This window comes from Corynebacterium phoceense (assembly GCF_900092335.1).
Taxonomy (GTDB): Bacteria; Actinomycetota; Actinomycetes; order Mycobacteriales; family Mycobacteriaceae; genus Corynebacterium; species Corynebacterium phoceense.
This window is the reverse complement of the sequence record NZ_LT596208.1, coordinates 1,449,699-1,472,496: the sequence shown is the minus strand read 5'-3', so window position 1 is coordinate 1,472,496 and position 22,798 is coordinate 1,449,699. Positions and strand designations below refer to the sequence as shown.

Genomic DNA, 22,798 nt, shown 5'->3' with positions numbered 1-22,798 from the left:
ACACCGAGACAACAATCGGTCCACCGCCATTCATTTCCGAACTCCAGTAACTCAAAGGAAAATGATGGATACCAATCCAATGAACGCCGCACAGGCAGCAGGGGAGACCCCTGATACTGCTGCGGCAACAAAGACGCGTCGCGGCCGCAAGGTCAAGCGCACGCTCGCGGGTGCCTTTGCCCTCACCATCGGTCTTACCGGTGCTGGCGTCCTGGCCTCCGCCCTCTCTCCCGACGCTCAGGTGGCGACGGCGCAGAAGGATGACGCTGCCCTCGTGCAAGAAGGCAAGGACATCTACGACACCGCCTGCATCACCTGCCACGGTGCGAACCTCCAGGGCATCCAGGACCGCGGTCCTTCCCTGGTGGGTATCGGTGCCGGCTCCGTGTACTTCCAGGTGCACTCTGGCCGCATGCCGATGATGTCGAACGACGCCCAAGCTGAGCGCAAGACCCCGCGCTACACCGAGCAGCAGACGCTCGCGCTTGCCGCATTCGTCGCTGCCAACGGTGGCGGCCCGGACATCGTGTACAACGAGGACGGCTCCGTCGCACAGGAGTCGCTCCGCGGCGCCAACTACGACGGCAACATCCAGGCAGAAGATGTCGCGAAGGGCTCCGAGCTCTTCCGTATGAACTGCGCATCGTGCCACAACTTCACCGGCCAGGGCGGCGCACTGTCCTCCGGTAAGTACGCACCGCCGCTGGCTCCTGCTTCCGAGCAGGAGATCTACCAGGCGATGCTCACCGGCCCGCAGAACATGCCGAAGTTCTCTGACCGCCAGCTCACTGCTGACGAGAAGAAGGACATCATCGCTTACATCAAGTCCGCGAAGGAGACCCCGTCTCCGGCTGGTTGGGACCTGGGCGGACTTGGCCCGGTCTCTGAAGGCCTTGCAATGTGGATCATCGGCATCACCGCACTGTGTGCTGCCGCTATGTGGATTGGATCGCGCCACTAATGAGCAACGTAAACAAGAACTACACCGAAGCCGAGCTCAAGAACATGTCTGATGCTGAGCTCACCGCCCTGGGTGCTGAGATGGACGGCGTCACCGTGGCGTTCCGCAAGGAGCGTTTCCCGGTCGCTGGCGATCCTGCAGAAAAGCGCGCTGCCGTCAACGTCGGCGTGTGGGCTGCACTGGCCATCGTTATGGGTCTGGCATTCCTTGCCATTTACCTGTTCTGGCCGTGGCACTACAAGTCCCTCGGCGAAGAGGGCCTTGCATGGCACACCCTGTACACCCCGCTGCTGGGTCTTACGTCTGGCCTGTCCATCCTCTCGCTGGGCATCGCCATCGTGCAGTACGTCAAGCGCATTCTGCCGGAGGAAATTTCCGTGCAGCGTCGCCACGACGGTCCGTCGGACGAGATTGATCGCCGCACGCTGACCGCGCTCCTCAACGACTCGTGGAAGACCTCCACCCTTGGTCGCCGCAAGACCCTCCAGGGCCTGCTCGGCGGTGCCGCCGTTCTCTTCGGTCTCACCGTCGTTGCCCCGCTGGGTGGCGCCATCAAGAACCCGTGGAAGGTTCGCCACGAGCTCAACTACGCCGGCGACGGCACGATGTGGACCTCCGGTTGGACGCTGCATGAGAAGGGCGTCAAGCTCTACCTCGCACGCGATACCGGCACGATCGCCGAGCAGCACGAAGGCGAGTCCGGCACGCACTACACGACGCAGGGTGTTACTCGCCTCGTCCGCGTGCGCCCAGAGGACCTGGCCGCCGGCGGCATGGAGACTGTCTTCCCGCTCGCAGAGTCCGACGTCAACGACGGCGATCTCTACGATCCGCAGAAGGATGTCTACGAGAACCACATGCACTCCATCCACGGCAACCGCAACGCGGTCATGCTCATCCGTCTGCGTAACTCTGACGCGCAGAAGGTCATTGAGCGTGAGGGCCAGGAGGACTTCCACTACGGCGATTACTACGCCTTCTCTAAGATTTGTACCCACATTGGTTGCCCGACCTCGCTGTACGAGGCTCAGACCAACCGTATTCTCTGCCCGTGCCACCAGTCGCAGTTCGACGCTCTGCAGTACGGAAAGCCGGTCTTCGGCCCGGCCGCCCGTGCGCTGCCGCAGCTGCCGGTCACGATTGATGAGGACGGCTACCTGGTCGCCAAGGGCAACTTCATTGAGCCTGTCGGCCCGGCATACTGGGAGCGTAAGTCATAATGAGCAATAAACTCGCAAAGATTGGCAACAACGTTGACAGCCGTTTCACGCTGTCCGGTGCGGTTCGCCCGCAGTTGAACAAGGTTTTCCCGACCCACTGGTCCTTCATGCTCGGTGAGATGGCGCTCTACAGCTTCATCATCCTGCTGCTGACTGGTATCTACCTGGCCCTCTTCTTCGACCCGTCGATTACGAAGGTCATCTACGACGGCACCTACGCACCGCTCAACGGTGTCGAGATGTCTTCCGCATACGCATCCGCCCTGGACCTCTCCTTCGAGGTTCGCGGTGGCCTCTTTGTCCGCCAGATGCACCACTGGGCAGCCCTGCTGTTCATGATGTCCATGGTCGCGCACATGCTGCGTATCTTCTTCACGGGTGCGTTCCGCCGCCCGCGTGAGGCTAACTGGATCATCGGTTGCACGCTTATCCTCCTGGGCATGGTCGAGGGCTTCCTCGGCTACTCCCTCCCGGATGACCTGCTCTCCGGTGTCGGCCTCCGTATTATGTCGGCCATCATCCTGACCATCCCGGTCATCGGTACCTGGCTGCACTGGGCCATCTTCGATGGTGACTTCCCGTCCGACCTCATGCTGGATCGTTTCTACATCCTCCACGTGCTGGTTATCCCGGGCATCATCCTCGCCCTCATCGCTGCTCACGTTCTCATCGTCTGGTTCCAGAAGCACACGCAGTTCCCGGGACCGGGCCGCGCAGAGAACAACGTTGTCGGCGTCCGTATTATGCCGGTCTTCGCTACGAAGGCTATCGGCATGGGCCTCATGGTCGCTGGCGTGCTGGCGCTCATGTCGGGTCTGCTCACCATCAACGCCATCTGGCTGCTGGGCCCGTACAACCCGTCGCAGGTCTCCGCTGGTTCCCAGCCTGATATCTACATGCTGTGGACTGACGGTCTCGCCCGTGTCATGCCGGCGTGGGAGCTCTACCTCGGTAAGTACACCATCCCGGGTGCATTCTGGGTCGTCGTGGTCGCCATGATCATGGTTATCCTGCTTATCGCTTACCCGTTCATCGAGAAGAAGATGACTGGCGACGACGCTCACCACAACCTGCTGCAGCGTCCGCGCGACGTGCCGGTGCGTTCCGGCCTCGGCGCGATGGCTATCTCCTTCTTCGTTCTGGTTACCATTTCCGGTGGTAACGACCACGTGGCTCACTTCTTCCAGATTTCGCTGAACGCGATGACCTGGGTTGGTCGAATCGGTCTCATCGTGGTTCCGCCGATTGCTTACTTCCTTACGTACAAGATCTGCGTTGGTCTCCAGCGCTCCGACCGTGAGGTTCTCGAGCACGGTATCGAGACCGGTGTTCTGAAGCAGCTGCCGAACGGTGCCTTCATCGAGGTTCACCAGCCGCTCGGCCCGGTCGACGAGCACGGCCACCCGGTTCCGCTTGAGTACGCCGGTGCGTACGTCCCGAAGCAGCTCAACCACCTTGGTCTGGCTGACTCCGAGACCCAGGGTATCTTTGCCCCGGACGACGAGGGCCTGATGCGCAAGGTTCACGAAATCCACGCAGAGAACGCCGCCGAGGAGGCGGACATGTACCGCGCCCTCAACGAGGCCAATCGCCGCGACGACGAAGAAAACGGCCGCATCTAGCGCCTTCCTTCCTTCGAAACTGTCACCAACCCGCCACAGCCTGGAGCAGGCTGCGGCGGGGTCGTCAGTTTTTCACTCCCTATATATAAGGAAGCGCCCAAGCGCGGAATACTGCGAGATGAAGCCAATAGAAGCGGGAGAGGGTCCCTGAGACGTGGACAGGGGCTGCCACCGCAGACATGAATCACTCGGCGTTCGAGAGTCACCGTTACGCACGTGAATCGGGGTGCGTGCATGGGGTGTGTGGGCGACGCTCACGGTGAAGCCGTGCGGCAACCGTAGCTGAGTCTGCCGGTAGGCCGCTGCGCTTCGCAGCAGGGATTCGTGGGGTGCCTCAGGGCGCCGGTCTTGAGAGACCTTCAGGCGCCCATATGACTGCGTCTTAGAGCCGGCGGCAACGGGCAACGCTACAAGCCGTGGCGGCAGCCTACACGCAGGCGTGGCTGCCGCCTGTGAGCCGACGCAAACGGGGGAGTGCATCGGAATCCCCACGGTGCTGACACAACGAGGGGTGCGGCGCCGCATTCGGGGTCACGATGCGACCAAAACCCGGTAACAGACGCTGTGCACCATGTGCTGTGTGGGGTAAATGCGCCCAATGTTACATGTATGTGACGAAGGTCACGATAGCACTTTGTTTGCGTAGATTTTAGGGTTTAATGCAGAACTTAATAGTTTGTTAAGTTCGGAAATGGTGCAGGTTGTGCAACTGTTTTGGAGTGCTATTGCGCTCGACATTCGGATTAAACCCTGAGAAACCGAAGTTTGATAACGGGACGATAACGGCCTTGTAACGAGCGGATAGTGGTGTTGCGGCTAGACAATTCTCGTAATGGTTTCGTAACCTTATCGAGACATTGCAGCGCTCCCCATGAGTGCTCAATCGAAAAATGAACACTAGCGCCGTATCTGGCCCACTCTCGACAGGGTGAGCCGAGCGGAGGTGCGGGATACAGGAACGCCCGCGCCAACGAACGTTAGGCCCCCACTGGGCCAGAGCTTCCACGCTTCCACATCATCACAGTCCACCGTCACGGTGGCCGGGTGGAACGCCGCCGAAGACGGGACTCGTAGAAGACGAGAAACGCTTTGGCCCGCCGCGGAGGTAGGCGCGACTGAAGATTTGGAGATTTATTCGTGGCTAAGCACCGTCGTCAGGGCACTAACACCACCCGCCGTATCGCGGGCACCGCAGCTCTCGCTGCAACCGCAACCGTGGCGGTTCCGGGGGTTGCCCAGGCAGCCGAGGTTGTCATTCCGAAAACCAACTACTCGGTGAACGTCAATGGCATCGAGAACATCCCGGGTATCAAGGATGTCCCGAACATCGGCCAGTACNCACCGCAGCTCTCGCTGCAACCGCAACCGTGGCGGTTCCGGGTGTTGCCCAGGCAGCCGAGGTTGTCATTCCGAACACCAACTACTCGGTGAACGTCAATGGCATCGAGAACATCCCGGGTATCAAGGATGTCCCGAACATCGGCCAGTACGTGCCGTCCTTCAACCAGGTTCAGGCGCAGGCCAAGACTTACAACGCAACGGCTACCGTCCCGCAGACTGCCGCTGCTCCGGCTCCGGCCCCGCAGCAGTCCACCGGTGACAAGGTCGTCGCCGCTGCCCGCAGCGCCATCGGTTCCCCGTACGGCTGGGGCTCCGCCGGCCCGAGCAGCTTCGACTGCTCTGGTCTGACCTCCTGGGCTTACGCACAGGCTGGTAAGTCCATCCCGCGTACCTCCCAGGCACAGGCTGCCCAGGGCCAGCAGGTGTCCATGTCGGACATCCAGCCGGGCGACATTGTTGTGTACTACGGTGGCGCATCCCACGTCGCCATCTACGCCGGTAACGGCGTCATGATTGACTCGCTCAATTCCGGCACCACCGTGGCCGAGCGTCCGCTCAACTACATGCCGATCCACTCCATCGTGCGTTTCTAGTCTGCACGCCGGTCTCGGCTTACCCCGTCTCGACCCTTGTCGAGATGGGGTTTTTCCTTTTTCGTATGACGATGCTGAGATTGTCCTTAAGTTCTTCTATAGTAGGTGTATTCACTTGCAATTTTTGAGGGGTTCTTCCGTGCGTCTTCCTTACCGCATCAACCTGGCGCTGGTCAGTGTTGCTTTCGCTTCCACCGCCGTCCCGGCTATCGCGCAGGAGCTGCCGGCCGAAGAGTCGGTGCAGGCGCCGGAGAATACTGATATGCAAGCGCTCGTCGACGAGGTCGGTGAGGTCGCCCAGAAGGTCTCCGCGAAGAACGAGGAAGTCAAGCAGCTCGAGGATGACCTCGCCGCCCAGCAGGCGAAGGCCGATGACCTCGCTGCCCAAGCCCAGGCCGCCGCCCAGGCTGCCGATGCCGCCCGCGGCGCCGTTGGCTCCCAGCAGGCCGCCATCAACGGCTTGGCACAGTCCCGTTACCGCGGGGCGCACCGTTCCGCCGCGACGACCGCGCTTGAGTCTGCCAACCCGCAGGAGGCCATCGAGCGCCTGGGCTACCTCAGCGCCCTGTCGCGTGACGCCCACCGCGAACTCAGCACGATGACGCAGGCCTCGCAGGACGCTGACACTGCCCATGCGAAGGCCGTCGAGACCGCGGATGCTGCCCGCGCGGAGCAGACCCGCCTCGAAGAGCAGCGTGCTCGTGTTGTCAAGGAGAAGGAGGCCCTCGAGGCGCAGCAGCGCGACATCGAGGCGCGTGTCGACGCACTCAACGAGGAGCAGCGCGCGCAGTGGGAGGCTCAGTTCGGTGGTGTGACCCGCGAGATCGATCCGGAGCTGCTCGCACGCCTCGCCGAGTCGGGCGTCGGTGGCAAGGCCGTCGCTGCAGCACTCACCAAGCAGGGAGCTCCCTATGGCTGGGGCGCGACCGGCCCGGATCGCTTCGACTGCTCCGGTCTGATGGTGTGGGCCTACGCGCAGGAGGGCAAGTCCATCCCGCGTACCTCGCAGGCACAGCTGGCCGGCGGCACGCCCGTGCCCATGGATCAGCTCGAGCCGGGCGACGTCATCGGCTACTACCCGGGTGTGACCCACGTGGGCATGTATATCGGCGACGGCCAGGTCGTCCATGCCTCGACGTATGGCGTGCCGGTCCAGGTTGTCCCGGTCGACTCCATGCCGGTACAGGGAGCCGTCCGCTTCTAGACGCGCGCACGCGGTAGGCTCACAGCCATGCCTCGCATTCTGCTTGTGACTAATGATTTCCCGCCGACCATCGGTGGGATTCAGTCGTATTTGCGCGATTTTCTTGCGACCCTGGACCCTGCCGACGTCCTCGTCTTCGCCTCAACCCAGGACGCCGAAGCCGCAGCCGCCTTTGATGCGCAGCTGCCTTACGAGGTCATCCGGTGGCCGCGGCGCATGATGTTGCCCACTCCGGCCACGCGCCGCGAGATGCAGCGCATCATCGCCGAGCGCGGCATCGAGATCGTTTGGTTCGGCGCCGCAGCACCGCTTGCGCTCATGGGCGGCGCCGCCAAGGCCGCCGGCGCCAGGAAAGTGGTGGCCACGACCCATGGCCACGAGGTGGGCTGGTCCATGCTGCCGGGCGCGCGCCAGGCGCTGCGGGGCATCGGCAAGCATGCGGACGTCATCACCTACATCGCGGCCTATACGCTGCGCCGCCTGCGCCCCGCCTTCGGCCCCGGCCCCGAGTGGGTACACTTGCCCAGCGGCGTCAACACGGACATGTTTGAGCCTTACAGCGAGTTGGCTATGCGCCACGGCGAGATTTTTTATGAGCTCGAAGATGCCGATCCTGTCATCGTCTGCGTCTCTCGTTTCGTTCCACGCAAGGGGCAAGACCAGCTGCTGCGGGTCATGCCGCGCATTCGGGAGCGCTATCCTAAGGCGCGCCTGCTGCTCATCGGCCGCGGGCGCTACCGGGCGGCGCTCGAGCAGCTCGCGGAGATGTACGCGCCGGAGACGATTTTCCACGAAGCCGCGGACGAGGAGGAGATTGCCATGGCGCTGGCCGCCGCGGATATCTTCGCCATGCCCGCCCGCACGCGCGGCGGCGGCCTCGACGTCGAGGGCCTGGGCATCGTCTACCTCGAGGCCCAGGCCGCAGGTTTGCCCGTCATTGCGGGCGACTCGGGCGGCGCGCCGGAGACGGTGACGCCAGAGACGGGCATCGTCGTGCGCGGCAACTCGCAGGACGAGCTCGCCCAGGCGATCCTTACGCTGCTTGATGACCCGAAGCGCGCGTGCGCGATGGGCCGAGCCGGCCGGCGCCATGTCGAGGAGAACTGGACGTGGGAGATTATGGGCGCTCGTCTGCGCGCGATTATGGCCTAGCGTGGCCCGCATGATGTGACGCGGACGGGGGAGGGGTATATCCTACTTGCATGCAAAAATTCTCCCCCTCTGACAATCTCACCGTGGGATTCGACATCGGCGGCACCAATCTTCGCGCCGGTGTCGTCACCGCCGAGGGGGAGATCATCGACTCGCGTTCGCTCCCTACGCCCGCGACGGGGGAGGAACTTGACGCTGCCATCCTCGCGCTCATCACCGAGCTGCGCGCAGAGTATCCGGTGCAGGCTGTGGGCCTAGCGATTGCTGGATTCATCGATCCGGACCGCGAGTTGGTCCGCTTTGCTCCGCACCTGCCGTGGCGTGATGCCGCCGTGCGCGCCAGCCTGCAGGCCCACCTTGACATCCCCGTTGTCATCGAGCATGACGCGAACTCTGCGGCGTGGGGCGAGTGGCGCTTTGGCGCTGGCCGCGGCGCCCACGATTGGGTCTTCTTCGCCGTGGGCACGGGCATCGGCGCGACGCTCATGACGGGCGACGAGATCTTCCGCGGCGCGTTTGGCACCGCCCCTGAATTCGGCCACATCGTGGTCGTGCCGGGCGGACGCGAGTGCTCCTGCGGCAAGCGCGGCTGCCTCGAGCGCTACGCCTCGGGCACGGCGCTTCCGGACACGGTGCGCGAACTGCGTGGCTCCTACGAGACCACGCTCCCGGACAACCCCTCCGGCGTGGCCATCGCGCAGGCTGCGCGCGACGGCGACCCGCTGGGCGTTGCGGTCATGGAGGACTTCGCACGCTGGCTCGGCCAGGGCCTGTCCATCGTCGCGGACATCCTCGACCCGGAGCTCATCGTCCTCGGCGGCGGCGTAGCGGGCGACGCGGACGTCTACCTTGATACCGCGCGCGAGACGATGGCGCAGTCCATCGTCGGCGCGGGGCACCGCCCGCTGGCCCGTGTGGCGACGGCGGCTCTGGGCTCGGCCGCGGGTATGATCGGCGTGGCCGATATCGCGCGCCAGGCGCTTACTCGCGCCTAGAATTTTCCGACGAGGGCAGGATAGCAATGCACAACAAGTGGTACTGGGCGTTTAAGCACATCTTCTTCGGTCCCGCCCTGCGTGTGTGGAACCGCCCGTGGTCCGAGGGCATGGACAATATCCCGGCCGAAGGCCCCGCCATCGTGGCGTCCAACCACCAGGCCGTCATGGATTCGTTCTTCTTCCCGCTCATGTGCCCGCGCCAGATCATTTTCCTGGCGAAGTCCGAGTACTTCACAACCCCCGGCCCCGTGGGACGCGCGCAGGCGTGGTTCTTCAGCTCCGTGGGGCAGGTTCCCGTCGTGCGCACCTCGGAGTCCGCGGCGGACGATATGGCAGCCACGGCGAAGGAAATCCTCGACCGTGGCGATGTCTTCGGCATTTATCCCGAGGGCACGCGCTCGCCGGACGGTCGCATCTACAAGGGGCGCACCGGCATGGCGCGTGTCGCCATGGAGACCGGCTATCCCGTCGTCCCCATCGCGATGGTGGGCACACGCGACGCCAACCCCATCGGCACGTGGATTCCGCGCCCAGTGAAGGTGGGCATGCGCGTGGGCGAGCCCATCGATCCCCATGCGTGGGCGGCCGAGCGCGGTCTCGACCCCGCCGAGCATGCCACCCAGCGCGCCTTTACGGACGACTTCATGCACACCCTCGCGCGCCTCGCGGGCAAGCCCTACGTTGATGTCTACGCCTCGGACGTCAAGGCCTCGCTCGCCGCTGGTCACGGCTACCCGGACGGCGCGCAGCCCGGAAATTCCCAGTAGCGCCCGCTCAAGCATTAGAATCGCGGGATAGACTCTATTTCCCGTGTAAGGACGTGCTTACTATCTCTGCCCCGCATTCGGTACCCGCCCCTCAGAAGCAACGTCTCGCCTGGCCGGATGTCGCTCGCGGCGTGTCGATCCTGGGCGTCGTCCTGCTGCACGTGCGTCTCGCCGTACCCGAGGGCGAGCACTCGCTTGCCGCCCAGGCGAATGAGCTCATCGACCCGCTGCGATTGCCCCTGTTCTTCGTCATCTCCGGCTTCTTCTCGCAGAAGGTCCTGAACTTCCGCTTCGGCGAATTCTTCCGCAAGCGCCTGTGGTTTCTGCTCATTCCGTATCTCATATGGTCCCTCGTCGAGCTGCGCATGAGCACGTGGGACTTCCACTATGCCTTCGACACGCCACTCGATACCTGGCGCGAGAGCCTGCACACCGTCATGCTCGGCCACTCCATGGGCTGGTTCCTCCACTCGCTCGTGGTCTACAACATCTTCCTGTGGGCCGTGCGCAAGCTGCTGCCGTGGGCGGGCCTCGCCGCGAGCTTTAGCCCGCTGCTGCTCCTTGGCTACACGCAGGAGTACTTCGTGGTGGGCAAAGCCATCATGTTCCTGCCCGTCTTCATGGCCGGCGTGTACTTACGCCCCGCAATCACCACGTTTGCCGAGTCCATTGACTCGCTGCGCCACCCCACGCGCGCGACGTGGTGGGCCCTGGCGCTCACCGTTGCCACGTATGCGGCGAGTGTGACGCTGCGCGGCCGTTTCGACGAGCGCGTCGAACCCATCGACGTTGCCTGGCCACTGCCGGGCGCAGGGAACCTTGGCTTTGAAGAAGCGAAGCTCCTGGTGCGCTTCGCCGAGCAGTCCCTGCAGCTGCCCGCCGGCATCGCGGCCGCAGTCCTGCTGGCCCACGTGCCCTTCGTCTCCGGCTTCTTCCGGTTCATTGGCAGCCACACGCTGCCTATCTACTTAGGCCACCACCTCGGCATCATCGCGCTTTTTGGCTTCCCGAAGACCTACTTCGAGTGGGACATTACGAAGGCCGGCGAGTGGCCGCTCGAGTCCACCGACTTTTGGATTTGGGGCTGTTTTGCCGCCGCGGCCGTGGGCAGCCTAGCGCTGTGGCTCGTGGAGAAGATCCCGGTGCTGCGTTGGACCATGGTCCCGCCGCGCCTGCCGTCGCTCAAAGAACTGTGGAGCCAGCGCCGCGCACAGTGCGAGCACGCCACCCCACGCTAGATAGTCGTTGCCCGGCAGCATCTGCCACCAGGACCACCCGTATTCGAAGTCGTGCGCATGCGGCACGAGCCAGTGCCCGCGCGCGAAGAGCACGATCCACGTTGGCACCGCGAGCCACCAGTTCTGCCGCGCCGTAAAGAAGACCGCGAGGAGTACACACCACACGAAGTGGTGCGACCACGACACCGGCGAGCCCAGCAGGGCCGCGAGCGACGTGACGAGAACGAGCGCCGCTGGCTCGCGCAGCCGGATAAAGAGCGCGACTGCGAGCACAACGCCTAGAACCGCGACCCCCATGAGCCACCAGCCCTCGCCGAGGCCTAGCCGCTCCACGAATCCCCGCAGGGACTGATTGCCCGCATACGCCAAGGCACCAATCCTTTCCGAGTCGCGCAGCGTCGCGGTCCAATACTCCACCGAGTTCTCTGGACGCGGCAGCAGTCCCACCACCGAGCACGCCACGAAGCTTCCGATGCCCCCAGCCACGCCGCGCCAGTCGCGCCTGGCAAAGAAGTAGGCGAGGAAGACCGCCGGAGTGAGCTTGATGGCCATCGCCACGCCGGTAAGCCACCCGCGCCACCGTGCGACGCTGGGGGAGGGATGGACGGAGATAAAGAGGGCATCGGAAAGCACGAGCGCGGCGAGGAACACATTGATCTGCGCGAAGGAGAGGTTCTCGGTGAGTGGCTCGGTCCACGCGGCGGCCGCGGTGAGCAGGAGAGCGGTGCGTGGGTCGCGGACGAGGAGACGAATGCACCACCACAGCGCTGCGAGAGTCGCTGCATTCCACGCCAACGCGGCGAGCTGCCACGGCAGCGGCGCGAGGGGTGTGAAGACAAGCGCGGCGAATGGGGGATAGGTGAACGGCAGCTGCGTGCCGTCCACGGCGAAGACCTGGTCGTAGTAGGTCTCGCCGCTCAGGGCCGCGTGCCCGCCTGCCTGGTAGACGAGGAGATCGATGTGGTGGTGCCACGCGAGGCCCTCGCCGCGCAGCAGCGCCCCGGCGTCGACGGTGGCGAAGAGAAGAGCTGCAGCGAGCGCCAGCCAGGCGAGGACTATCATGAATGGGAATCTTAGCCCCAACGCGGGCGCGGCCGAATTCGCAGGCTAGAGTGGCTAGCGTGCGATACTTCTACGACACCGAGTTTATCGAGGACGGCCAGACCATCGAGTTGGTCTCCATCGGCATCGTGGCCGAGGACGGCCGCGAATACTACGCGGTGTCGACAGACTTTGATCCGGCGCGCGCTAACCCGTGGGTGCGCGAGCACGTGCTGGACAAGCTGCCCAGCCCCTCGGACAAGGTGTGGCGCTCGGCGGCACGCATCCGTGAGGAGGTTCTCGAGTTCCTCACCAGCGCGCCCACCCCGCCGCAGCTGTGGGCGTGGGTGGGCGACTACGACCACGTGCTCGTGGCCCAGCTCTGGGGCGATATGGCGGCGCTGCCGCGCGAGATTCCGCGCTATACCCGCGAGCTCAAGCAGTACTGGGAATTCGCCGGACGCCCCGCGCTGCCGCCGGTACCGGACGGCAACCACGACGCACTCGTGGACGCGCGCCACAACCTCGCGAAGTTCCACGCCTGCATGGAGGCGCTGCCGCTGTCGCCTGGCAACCGCGTGCTCTAGCGAATGTAACTGCCAGTTTATAGTTTCTATTTCCGCACCATGTGTCATAATGGCGGGGTGAGTTGGACAGTAGATATCCCTAAAGAAGCCCTGCCAGATCTCCCGCCGTTGCCTGATGGTATCGAGGAGGCCTTCCAGGACGTCATCTCCCGCGACGCGAAGCAACAGCCCAGCTGGGACCAGGCCCAGGCGGACAACGTCCGCAAGATCCTTGAGTCTGTGCCGCCCATCGTCGTGGCCCCTGAGATCGAAAACCTGAAGAAGCAATTGGCCGATGTCGCCTTGGGCAAGGCCTTCCTGCTCCAGGGCGGCGACTGCGCCGAGACTTTCGAGTCCAACACCGAGCCGCACATCCGCGGCAACATCAAGACCCTGCTGCAGATGGCCGTCGTGCTCACCTACGGCGCCTCGACCCCGGTGGTCAAGCTCGGCCGTATTGCTGGCCAGTACGCGAAGCCGCGTTCCTCGGACATCGACGGCGAGGGCCTGCTCAGCTACCGCGGCGACATCGTCAACGGCGTGGAGAACAACGAAGAGGCCCGCAAGCACGATCCGGCCCGCATGATTCGTGCCTACGCAAACTCCTCGGCCGCGATGAACCTCATCCGCGCGCTCACGTCCTCCGGCACGGCGGATCTCTACCGCCTGCACGAGTGGAACCGCGAGTTCGTCGCCAATTCCTCCGCCGGTGCGCGCTACCAGCAGCTGGCCAACGAGATTGAAAACGGCCTTAACTTCATGACGGCCTGCGGCGTGGACGACACGGTCCTGCGTGCAGCGGACATCTACTGCTCGCACGAGGCGCTCCTGCGCGACTACGAGCGCTCCATGCTGCGCCTGGGCAAGGACGCCAATGGCCAGACCAAGCTCTACGATCTCTCGGCTCACCAGGTTTGGATTGGCGAGCGCACCCGCGGTATCGACGACTTCCACGTTAACTTCGCCGCGCTTATCGGCAACCCAGTCGGCATCAAGCTCGGCCCGGGTGTTACCCCGGAGCAGGCCGTCGACTACGCGGAGAAGCTCGATCCGCTGCGCGAGCCCGGCCGCCTTACGATGATCGTGCGCATGGGCTACGACAAGATTCGTACCGTCCTGCCGCCCGTTGTCAAGGCCGTCGAAGAATCCGGCCACAAGGTCGTCTGGCAGTCCGACCCGATGCACGGCAACACCTTCACCGCCTCCAACGGCTACAAGACGCGCCACTTCGACAAGATCATCGACGAGGTCCAGGGCTTCTTCGAGGTCCACCGCCAGCTGGGCACCCACCCGGGCGGCATCCACCTCGAGTTCACCGGCGAGGACGTCACCGAGTGCCTCGGCGGAGCTGAGGACATCACCGAGGTCGATCTGCCGGGCCGCTACCAGTCCTTCGTGGACCCGCGCCTGAACACGCAGCAGTCCCTCGAGCTCGCCTTCCTCGTCGCGGAGATGCTCCGCCACCAGTAACGGCGCTGTGTGAGCCGGATTTCACGACAACGAAGCACCCAAAACCTGCCAGTTTTGGGTGCTTCGTTGTTCTGAAATCCGGTCCGGTTGCCGACCCCACCAGGCTGGGATAGCGTTGGCTTCATCATTCGGAGGGATCTCATGGGGGAGATATGTTGGAGCCACTATCGGGGTATGACACGAAAGAACTCGTGGGCATGGTCAACCGGGGAGAGGCCATTCGCGTCATGCGCGGGCTTTATCTTCGCGACGAGCCGAGGCCTTATGACCTTGCGGAACTCCTGTGCTTCCGTGACGAGAGGCTGGCGCTCGACGGCTACAGCACGGCACAGCTGTACCTGGGAAGCCCATTGACTTTTCCGCTGCGAGTCATGCGCGCATCCGCGGTAGGGGCGAGTCCCTACTACGAGGCGCGCCGCGCACGACCCAACGCGGCCTTTTCTCTGGGATACGTCCGTGCCTGCAACCCGCTCCAGGCGCTCGAAATTATGCCCGTGGAGCATGGCGTTGACTTTGTGGAGCGATTTTTCCGCGGACGTTCTGCGCGCGAGAACCTCGCGATGTGGGAGCGCTGCCTTGGCCGCATGCCAGCGCGCACACGGGATATCCTTGCCCACGCGTTCATCGGCACGGATAGCGTTCCAGAAAAGCGGCTCACGCAGGGACTACGCGATGCTGGACTGAAGGTCCTCAACAACGTGGATATCGGCCCCTATCGGTGGGATCTCGTGCTCGAGGCCGAGAGGATCGCCATCGAAGTCGACGGCTATCAGTATCACAAGGGCGAGGGCGTGCAGCGCTTCGAGATCGACCGACAGAAGCTCAACGACGCGGTCCACCGCGGTTGGCGCGCGCTGCACTTCACCGCGGCCACTATCGAACACCACTTAAACGTTGCGGTCAATCAAGTGAAGGCCATCGTCGAAGATAAACGCAACTATGTCCCCGGCCCGTGGAAGTGGCACCGCTATTTTCAGAATGATTAGCTGGATTTCAGAACAACGAAGCACCCAAAACCGCGCAGTTTTGGGTGCTTCGTTGTTCTGAAATCCGCTAAGCCAGAGGAGACGTTACATCGGCCACCAGAACACGGGGATGGTGCCGTAGTCGCCGGAGCCAAACCACCATCCGCCGACGCCCACGGCCAGCGCTGCGAGCGCGACCGCAGCGAGCCACAACCCGAACACGACTCCAGAGCGGTTCGAGTAGACCTGCGGCGCGGGTTCTTCCATGGCGGTGGCGACTTCTTCGGGCTCGTGGCGGGCAGTCGCCTCATAGGAGGGCGCGGGTGCGGGCGTGTTAAACGTGGGCTGGGGTAGCGGTGCTTCAACTGGAGCAGCGACCGGGTGCTGCGTGGGCATGTCGAGCTTGGTCTCGAAGCTCAAGCGCGGGTGCTCGTCCTCGGGCAGGGGCTCTGGGGCCATGACCGTCGTGGGATCCTCGGCTGGATTTCCTAGTACTTCGGTCGTGTCAGCAGGCAGGGTGCGGGTTGGCTCGAAGACATCGTCGCTGCGCACGCCCGTGAAGTCCGTGGGCTGCGCCGCCGTGCGCGCCGCCGCCGAGTTCTGGGGGACCGGAACTGTAAAGGCCGGCAACTCCAAGGACGCGGCGACATCGTCGAGTGCGGCGAGGAACTCTGCAGCGTCGGTGAACCGCTCCTCGGGCGCGCGGGCGGTGGCGCTGGCGACGAGGGCATCGAAGAGTGGGGGAATGCCGTCGATACGCGACGACGGCGCGGGGACGTCCGCGTTGAGACGCGAGGTCGCATGCGCGATAGGAGTGTCGCCGGAGAAAGGAACGTCGCCGGTAAGCAGCTCATATGCGACGATGCCGGTGGAGTAGACGTCCGTGGCTGGCGTGATATCTTCGCCCGTCACCTGCTCCGGCGCGAGGTAGGAGACGGTGCCCACGATGTGGTCGTTCGTCGCTTGCGCGTTGGAGGAACGTACTAAGCCGAAGTCGCCGAGTTTTACGCGGTGATCGGCATTAATGAGCACGTTATCAGGCTTGATGTCACGGTGGACGAGCCCGCGCGCATGGACGGCGGACAGCCCCGTGAGGACGGCGCGCAGCACGGCCGTGGCAGCGTGCGGGGGCATGGGGCCACGCTCGGCGAGGAGCTCGCGCAAGGTACCGCCGGTGATGAGCTCCATGATGAGGAAGACAGGATCGCCGTCCGCGGAGAAGTCGTGAATCGCCACGAGGTTGGGGTGAGACAGCTGCGCCATCGCGCGGGCCTCACGGCGGAAACGCTGCTGGAAAATCGGGTCACCAGCAAGGTGCTCGTGCATGACTTTGGCGGCCACCGCACGACCGAGGCGGAGGTCGACGCAGCGGTACACGGTGGACATGCCGCCGCGCGCGATGGGACGGTCAATGCGATAGCGTCCGTCCAGAATGTCGCCTACGGCCAAAGTACTCATGCGTTCCAGTATGGCCGATGTCCCTGCGAACAGTCGAACGCGTTAAGGTAGAGCGCGTGACTAATGACGCAAATTCTCAGCTCGCCGCCCTGCTGGCGGACGAAAAACTGCTCACCATGCCCGAGGTCGCGGACAAGCTTGGCATCGCCGTCACGCGCGTCCATGACCTGCTGCACGCGCACAAGCTTCTGGCGTACCGCGACGCCGAAGGCAAGCGCTGGGTTCCGGAGGCTTTCTTCAATGAGAAGGACGCAGTATCCAAGTACGTTTCGGGCTGCATTACGGTGCTCGCGGACGGTGGCTACACGGATGACGAGATTCTCGTCCACCTCTTCACCGAGGACGAGTCCCTGCCGGGCCGTCCCATCGATGGCCTCCACGGCCACCTTGCGCGCGAAGTCATTCGCCGCGCGCAGGCCTCGGCGTTCTAGCTTGCCGATGCCGCCGGTTCCGGTGCCGCTGTCAGCGCTGCGCCGCGGGGCGTGTCCTGGAAGATCCACTCTGCGCACCACCAGGCCGCGATGGCGGCAGCGATGACCCACCACCAGTTGTAGAGCTGGTGGTTGCCGTCGCCGGAGAAGGACACGGCGACGAAGAAGCTGGCGGCCGTGGCGAGTTTCATCATCCAGCGCGGGGGACGCGCGACGCCGGCTACGGAGATGACGGACGCGTAATACCACGGCAGCGTCACCGAGTTGAAGACGAAGGCCACGCAGTAGGCGGCGGCCATGCCGAGCACGGCCGCGCGGCGGTCCTTGTAGGACAGACACCACACCACGACGAGCCCGAGAAGCATGAGCGCCATGGAGATGGTGCGCGCGACGCCGAGGACCCCGTTGTAGGTGACATCGGGGCTGAAGACCTGCATGATGGGCACGAGGATGTCTGTTGCCAGGGTGGGGGCGGCGAGCGGGTTGATGACCTTTGAGTTGCCGGTGATTTCGGACAGCCAGCCCCATGAGGAACCGGAGGCCCACGTGATGGCGGCGACGACGGCGATGGACTCGACGACGATGAGTACGCCGCCACCGAGGATTGCCGCGATGGGCTTTAACCAGTTGTCACGGGGTCGCGGGGCGAACGCGTGGATGAAGATCCACAGGATGAACGGCATGGCGAAGAACGCCGTGACCTTGAGAGCCGTGGCGACGGCGACGAGCGCGATGGCCGCGAGGAAGCGCTTGCGCAGCGCGAGGACGAGGCCGACGCTCACGAGGCCCACCATGACGGACTCGTTGTGCATGCCGCCGATGAGGTGGATGAGCATGACGGGATTGGCCACACCCAGCCACAGGGCGAGTGCTGGATTGCCGCCGAGTGCGCGGGCGATGTGAGGGACGGCCCAGGCAATGAGCGCGAAGCCGAGGACGGAGACGACCTTGTAGGCGATGACGCCAGCCGCCACGTTGTCGCCGACGACGGAGGTAATGATGTCGCCGGTCCACAGGTGCAGCGGGCCGTAGGGCGTGGTGGTGTTGCGCCAGTCGTGGGAGACCTCCAGCAAATACGGGCCGGGGTTGGCGGCGGCGCCCTGCTCGTACGGGTTGAAGCCGTCGCGGACCATGGCGCCCTGCATGAGATACGAGTACACGTCGCGTGAGGCGAGGGGCCCGGCGAAGAGAAGCGGGATGACCCAGCACCACAGCAGGCGCTGGACGCGGGGAACGACAGGCTCGGCAAGCTGGCGGTCCTGGGCGCGCAAGGTCGGTGCGACGAGGTGCCGCCCGGCAAGGGCCCAGGCGTAGACGAGCGCGAAGATGCCTACCCAGAACAGAAGCATCGAAAGGTTGCGCCCGTGGCCGAACGCGATAAACGACAGGCCGAGGGCCTCGAGCGCGCCGCCGCGACTGCGCACGGCACCGCCGCCGAAGGACGCGGCCCACAGGATGACGGTGGCGGCGATGCCAACCCACAAAGGATTACGCCACCACGGCTGAGATGCGCCGTCGGACGCAGGCATGGGTTCTGCGGCGGACGCGTGTGCGACGCTCATGCGAGGAGACCGCCCTTAGCTCTTACGAGCCGTGGACTTGTGCGCGAGGCGCTCGAGTATCTCGGTGACCTCGGGCGCGACATTCGCCGACTGCAGGTGCTGAAGGCCGGAAGCCGTGAGCCGCGTGATGTGTTCTTCCAGCTGCTCGCGTGCGCCGGAGTCTGCGATGATCTGGGCCATGCGGGCGATATCGTCAGGATCGTCGGTCTGGCCGACGAGGCGGCGGAGGGTGGCTGCGGCGGTGGGATCGGCGGCATCGGCATGCTGGAGCGCGAGCGCGAGGAGGACGGTGCGCTTGCCTTCGCGCAGGTCGTCGCCGGCGGGTTTGCCGGTGACCTTCGGATCACCAAAGACGCCGAGCTCGTCGTCGCGGAGCTGGTACGCGATGCCGATGTCGCGGCCGTAACCGCGGAAAGCGGCGATGAGCTTGTTTGTGGCGCCGGCGATGGCCGCGCCGAGGTGGAGCGGGCGCTCGATGGTATACGCCGCCGTCTTGAAGCGGTTGACGTTTTCGGCAAGCTCGATGGACTCGCTGTTCGTGGCCTCCAAGTTGATGTCGAGGAGCTGGCCACCGATGACCTCGGTGCGCATGCCGCGCCACGGGGCGCGGGCGCGCTGGAGGGCCGCGGCGGAAAGGCCAGAGTCCGTCAACATGTCTTCGGCCCATACGAGCGCCATGTCGCCGGCGAGGATGGCTGCGGACTCGCCGTAGCGCGCGGAGTCGCCGCGCCAGTTGTGGTCGCGGTGCAGCTTCTCCAGCGAGCGGTGGACGGTGCGATTGCCGCGCCGGGTATCGGAGGCGTCCACGATGTCGTCGTGGATGAGCGCGCACGCCTGAATGAACTCGAGGGAGCTCGCCGCGCGCAGCATGGCGGCAGGATCCTCCTCGGCCTTGTCGAGGCCGCCCGCGCCGACAAAGCCAGCCCAGGCGTAGAGCGGGCGAATGCGCTTGCCGCCGTCGAGCACGAAGGACTCGAGGAAGGAGACGGCGTCGACGACCGGCTGGCCGATGGCCGCGATGTCGCTACGGCGACTGGTTAAGAAGGCATCGAGCGCGCCGCGGACGTCATCCGGGACCGATTCGAAAGACGGCGTGGCCGTGCCGCGGCCTGCGCCGTGCGGGGAAGCTGGAGTGGCATGTGCTGCGTTATTCACAGTGAACACCCTACCGTGTGGCCAAGGCCGAATTGGCGATAGTGGCCTAGCGGGCGGGCGCGTCCGGTTCGGGGCCGTCTGTGTTGGTCCCGGGGTAGGTCTCGGGCGCTCCCTCGAGCGGGAGCCGGGCAGCGAGGATGGCAAAGGGACGGTCGTCGCCGGGGTAGTGGAAGTTGCGCATGACGTCGTAGAAACCGGCGGCACGGTAGAGCCCGAACGCGCGGTTGGCCTCATCCGGAACCTCGGGCGTGGACAGCAGCGCGTAGCGTGCGGAGACGTCGCGGACGAGTTCATTGAGCATCGTGCGGCCTAATCCTTGACCTTGAGCAGCGGGAAGCACATGGATCTCGGCGACCTCGAAGTAGTGGCGCACGAGGTCCCAATCGTCGTCCGTGAGATCACGCTGGCTTTGCAGCCCCATGCGCAACTGGCGGTCCCACCACGTGCTCGAGTTGCCGAGGAAGCCGTAGGCGAGGCCTACGATAGCGTCCTCGTCTTCTGCGATGACGGCGGTAAAGCCGGGCTGGATGCAGTCGCGCCGCCACGCATCGATGCGATAGGGCATGACGGAGTCGGGGTAGCCCATGGCCTCGACATGGATATTGACGAGTACGGGCACGTATAACGCGAATTCCGTGGCACGCAGACGGCGGATGGTAAAGGTCACGTCTCTATGGAATCAAACTTCCCGCGACGGAGTGAACAAGGGGTGCGGCGGTTCGTCCGCACGGTCGCTGCCGCGGCGGTGTCGCGAGTCCCCAGAATTTCGAACATCGGCGAGCCTAATTCGAAAGTGGCCAGTGGAAACCCTTGATCCATTCGAACATGTGCACTAAAATGTGGAGTAGATGTTCGGACGGTTCGTAGAGTGTGCGTCATACAAGCCCGGATGGTTCGAATGTGGAGAACCGAATAATCAGAAATATCCACGGCGCGTAAGAAAGAGAGGAAGTCGTATCATGGCACAGATCATCTCCGCCGCTACGAGGTTTGCGGATGCTGGAAAGGCTGGTAAGCGTGTGCGCTTCCTGGCCCAGGGCTATGACTTGCTTGACCGTGCCCGTGTCGAGGCTTCCGCCGGAAAGTACGAGGAGGCGCTCGAATTCGTCTATCAGGCGGCACTGCGTACCGCTGGCGCGTGGGTTGCAAGTTCGCGCGTGGCCAAGCGCAAGCGTCTGCCGTCGAGCGCGTGGGAGCGTCTGGCGCTCGTGGGCGAGGATGCTCAGGAGTGGGCGGACAAGCTGAAGGCCTACTCGCGCACACGCTCGCGCGTCATCTCGGGTCTCGATGACTCGGTGGAGCCGGAGGTCGTGCTGGAGCTTATGGCTCTGGTGGGCGAGTTCCTCGCCGTGGTGGATGGAAACGACGCGCTGCCGTTCGCAGCCTAAGGTTGTGTTGCCTGCTGCACGCTCTGTTGAGTTGCGTGGCGGGCGGTCGGGTGCACGTATTATTGCGGTGCCTGACGCTCCATCCTGTGGCGTGGGTGTGATCTGCTAAACGGAAATGGGGTTTCGGGAACTAACCCGATACTCTGGGCGTTGGACTAGGTAGAAACCCACTTTTGGCCCCTAATTTGATCCGCAGGAGGAAGCTGTGTCTCTGTCTGAACAGGAAATGCGCACACTTCGTGAAATCGAGCAGTCGTTGATGGCTGATGATCCAAAGTTTAGTGCTGCAGTCACGGAGGCCTCCGCTACCGAAGGGGCGACGGGCCACGTCACGTTGCGTGGCGTCGCGCTCGTCGTAGTGGGCCTTGTTCTTCTTGTTGGCGGTGTGGCGCTGGCGCAGATGTCGTTGTGGTTCGTCGCGCTGTCTATCGTTGGCTTCCTCGTCATGTTCGGTGCGGGTGTGTGGATGCTCCGCGGCGACGCGAACGTGAGCTCGGTAGCAAAGACCTCGGCGCGCGGCGCATGGCAGAAGGCGCCAAAGCGGAATCCTCAGTCTGGCGGCATGGAAGATAAGTTCCGCAGCCGCTTCGAGCGCTAGTTCCCGCTTCTGGACTTTTCGCCCGGTCCCATCTCTTCTGGTGAGGGGCCGGGATTTTTTATGCCGTTTTGTGGTCGGGGCAGGGGGCGGAGGCCACGACGCCCCACTTTCACCCACTGCGCCCCCTGGTGACCACCATTCCCCACTTTGCTCCACCTAGGCCCGTGCACGGCGGAAACTCTATGTGGCGGTGCGCTGTAGAGACGTCGGCGCTGTAGTGAGAGAACAGGAAAGGCGCAGGTGGAGTGGGGGACGGGTGGTATCGGGAAGCTAGTGGGCAAGGTGGTGTGCATGGGGCGTGGGGGAGAGAAGTGGGGGCGATGTGGGTGGGGCACGGGAATTTGCCCCACCGAAAAATTTGCCGTCTGCCTGGGGTTTTTATAATTACAACGATGAAACACGGGGCTTGCGGTGTTGATGGTGGGGGAAAGTGGGGTAGAGTGGGGCGCAGCGGTGGAACGGAGGGTCGCGCACACGGCCTGAAGGACCATCACGAGAGGAACCGGAGTTCTCGAGAATTAGGAAGGTGGGCCCGGGATGTTTCTGGGAACCTACACTCCGAAGCTCGATGACAAAGGGCGGCTCACGCTCCCGGCGAAGTTCCGCGAGGACTTGGCTGGCGGGCTCATGGTGACGAAGGGGCAGGATCACTCTTTGGCGGTCTATCCGCGGGAAGAGTTCGCACAGCGGGCTCGGAAGGCGGCAGCTGTTTCGCGCACCAACCCGGAGGCACGTGCCTTCATTCGTAATCTCGCTGCGAGTGCGGATGAACAGCGTCCCGATGGAAACGGTCGCATCACCCTTTCGGCGGCACATCGCGACTATGCAGGCCTGACCAAGGAATGCGTCGTGATTGGCTCCGTGGATTTCCTTGAGATCTGGGACGCAGCCAAGTGGGCTGAGTATCAGGCCGCAACTGAAGATGCCTACTCGGCAGGCGACGCGGACGATGTCCTTGCTGGCTTGTTGTAAGGCGGATTGCAGAACTTCACAGTGCGTGTAAGGACTCTGCCCGAGGTGGATGCTCTGGTGTACTTCCCCGATATCAGAAACCTGCCTCGGACAGGG

At 64.0% G+C, this 22,798-nt stretch carries 20 protein-coding genes and 1 pseudogene; 16 read left to right on the top strand and 5 right to left on the bottom strand.

The features are described from left to right. Positions 1–61: 61 nt before the first annotated feature. The 9 genes and pseudogenes from qcrC to BN9444_RS15220 all read left to right on the top strand — a co-directional run. Positions 62–961 (top strand): cytochrome bc1 complex diheme cytochrome c subunit, encoded by a 900-nt coding sequence (qcrC, locus tag BN9444_RS11155; RefSeq protein WP_066491982.1) that lies wholly within the window; start codon positions 62–64, stop codon positions 959–961. Continuing rightward, the gene (gene qcrA, locus BN9444_RS11150) at positions 961–2,181 is read left to right on the top strand and encodes a cytochrome bc1 complex Rieske iron-sulfur subunit (protein ID WP_066491985.1); all 1,221 of its coding nucleotides are present in this window, start codon (positions 961–963) and stop codon (positions 2,179–2,181) included. Before qcrC ends, qcrA begins: the two co-directional genes overlap by 1 nt. Next, on the top strand, positions 2,181–3,803 hold the full coding sequence (gene qcrB, locus BN9444_RS11145) for a cytochrome bc1 complex cytochrome b subunit (protein ID WP_066511899.1): 1,623 nt from the start codon (positions 2,181–2,183) through the stop codon (positions 3,801–3,803). Before qcrA ends, qcrB begins: the two co-directional genes overlap by 1 nt. A 1,367-nt stretch (positions 3,804–5,170) precedes the next feature. Then, positions 5,171–5,737 (top strand): C40 family peptidase, encoded by a 567-nt coding sequence (locus tag BN9444_RS11140; RefSeq protein WP_084759304.1) that lies wholly within the window; start codon positions 5,171–5,173, stop codon positions 5,735–5,737. A gap of 139 nt (positions 5,738–5,876) precedes the next feature. After that, the gene (locus BN9444_RS11135; protein WP_068801928.1) at positions 5,877–6,941 is read left to right on the top strand and encodes a C40 family peptidase; all 1,065 of its coding nucleotides are present in this window, start codon (positions 5,877–5,879) and stop codon (positions 6,939–6,941) included. Between the two features lie 27 nt (positions 6,942–6,968). Beyond that, positions 6,969–8,093: a glycosyltransferase family 4 protein gene (locus tag BN9444_RS11130; protein WP_068801927.1), complete on the top strand. Its 1,125-nt coding sequence runs from the start codon at positions 6,969–6,971 to the stop codon at positions 8,091–8,093. 50 nt (positions 8,094–8,143) lie between these two features. Then, positions 8,144–9,088: an ROK family protein gene (locus BN9444_RS11125; protein ID WP_068801926.1), complete on the top strand. Its 945-nt coding sequence runs from the start codon at positions 8,144–8,146 to the stop codon at positions 9,086–9,088. A 26-nt stretch (positions 9,089–9,114) separates the two neighbouring features. Further along, positions 9,115–9,858, top strand: coding sequence for a lysophospholipid acyltransferase family protein (locus BN9444_RS11120; protein WP_066492009.1), 744 nt, complete (start codon positions 9,115–9,117; stop codon positions 9,856–9,858). A 53-nt stretch (positions 9,859–9,911) separates the two neighbouring features. Then, a pseudogene (locus tag BN9444_RS15220) lies at positions 9,912–10,952 on the top strand (acyltransferase family protein); the annotation flags it as partial. Between the two features lie 18 nt (positions 10,953–10,970). On the opposite strand, the gene BN9444_RS13690 reads toward BN9444_RS15220, so the two are convergent. After that, positions 10,971–12,158: a glycosyltransferase 87 family protein gene (locus tag BN9444_RS13690; RefSeq protein ID WP_077210082.1), complete on the bottom strand. Its 1,188-nt coding sequence runs from the start codon at positions 12,156–12,158 to the stop codon at positions 10,971–10,973. 59 nt (positions 12,159–12,217) lie between these two features. Here BN9444_RS13690 and BN9444_RS11110 point away from each other — a divergent pair, with 59 nt between their 5' ends. The 3 genes from BN9444_RS11110 to BN9444_RS11100 all read left to right on the top strand — a co-directional run bounded on the left by BN9444_RS11110 (position 12,218) and on the right by BN9444_RS11100 (position 15,159). Further along, positions 12,218–12,724, top strand: coding sequence for a polyadenylate-specific 3'-exoribonuclease AS (locus BN9444_RS11110; protein ID WP_066492014.1), 507 nt, complete (start codon positions 12,218–12,220; stop codon positions 12,722–12,724). 57 nt (positions 12,725–12,781) lie between these two features. Continuing rightward, complete coding sequence (locus tag BN9444_RS11105) at positions 12,782–14,173, top strand: class II 3-deoxy-7-phosphoheptulonate synthase (protein ID WP_066492015.1); 1,392 nt, start codon at positions 12,782–12,784, stop codon at positions 14,171–14,173. A 197-nt stretch (positions 14,174–14,370) separates the two neighbouring features. After that, entirely contained in the window at positions 14,371–15,159 is a 789-nt protein-coding gene (locus BN9444_RS11100; RefSeq protein WP_068801924.1) for an endonuclease domain-containing protein, read from the top strand. Positions 15,160–15,243: 84 nt separating this feature from the next. Here BN9444_RS11100 and BN9444_RS11095 read toward each other — a convergent pair whose 3' ends face one another. Next, entirely contained in the window at positions 15,244–16,596 is a 1,353-nt protein-coding gene (locus BN9444_RS11095; protein ID WP_068801923.1) for a protein kinase domain-containing protein, read from the bottom strand. Positions 16,597–16,613: 17 nt separating this feature from the next. Between BN9444_RS11095 and BN9444_RS11090 the strand changes: the two genes are divergently transcribed. Further along, positions 16,614–17,027: an Rv2175c family DNA-binding protein gene (locus tag BN9444_RS11090; RefSeq protein WP_066492020.1), complete on the top strand. Its 414-nt coding sequence runs from the start codon at positions 16,614–16,616 to the stop codon at positions 17,025–17,027. Here BN9444_RS11090 and BN9444_RS11085 read toward each other — a convergent pair. From BN9444_RS11085 to BN9444_RS11075, 3 genes are read right to left on the bottom strand one after another with little or no spacing between them, the layout of a single operon-like run. Next, positions 17,024–18,556 (bottom strand): alpha-(1->6)-mannopyranosyltransferase A, encoded by a 1,533-nt coding sequence (locus tag BN9444_RS11085; RefSeq protein ID WP_068802201.1) that lies wholly within the window; start codon positions 18,554–18,556, stop codon positions 17,024–17,026. The two genes, BN9444_RS11090 and BN9444_RS11085, sit on opposite strands and share 4 nt — an antisense overlap. Before the next feature lie 48 nt (positions 18,557–18,604). After that, positions 18,605–19,744: a polyprenyl synthetase family protein gene (locus tag BN9444_RS11080; RefSeq protein WP_068801922.1), complete on the bottom strand. Its 1,140-nt coding sequence runs from the start codon at positions 19,742–19,744 to the stop codon at positions 18,605–18,607. 46 nt (positions 19,745–19,790) lie between these two features. Next, positions 19,791–20,411, bottom strand: coding sequence for a GNAT family N-acetyltransferase (locus BN9444_RS11075; RefSeq protein WP_068801921.1), 621 nt, complete (start codon positions 20,409–20,411; stop codon positions 19,791–19,793). A 292-nt stretch (positions 20,412–20,703) separates the two neighbouring features. Here BN9444_RS11075 and BN9444_RS11070 point away from each other — a divergent pair, with 292 nt between their 5' ends. The 3 genes from BN9444_RS11070 to mraZ all read left to right on the top strand — a co-directional run bounded on the left by BN9444_RS11070 (position 20,704) and on the right by mraZ (position 22,702). Then, on the top strand, positions 20,704–21,132 hold the full coding sequence (locus tag BN9444_RS11070) for an SAV_6107 family HEPN domain-containing protein (protein ID WP_066492028.1): 429 nt from the start codon (positions 20,704–20,706) through the stop codon (positions 21,130–21,132). 205 nt (positions 21,133–21,337) lie between these two features. Then, positions 21,338–21,730 carry a DUF3040 domain-containing protein gene (locus BN9444_RS11065; RefSeq protein ID WP_066492030.1) on the top strand — a complete coding sequence of 131 codons (393 nt, stop codon included), beginning with the start codon at positions 21,338–21,340 and terminating at the stop codon, positions 21,728–21,730. Between the two features lie 537 nt (positions 21,731–22,267). After that, positions 22,268–22,702, top strand: a complete 435-nt coding sequence (mraZ, locus tag BN9444_RS11060; RefSeq protein WP_066492033.1) for a division/cell wall cluster transcriptional repressor MraZ — start codon at positions 22,268–22,270, stop codon at positions 22,700–22,702. Positions 22,703–22,798: the final 96 nt, after the last annotated feature.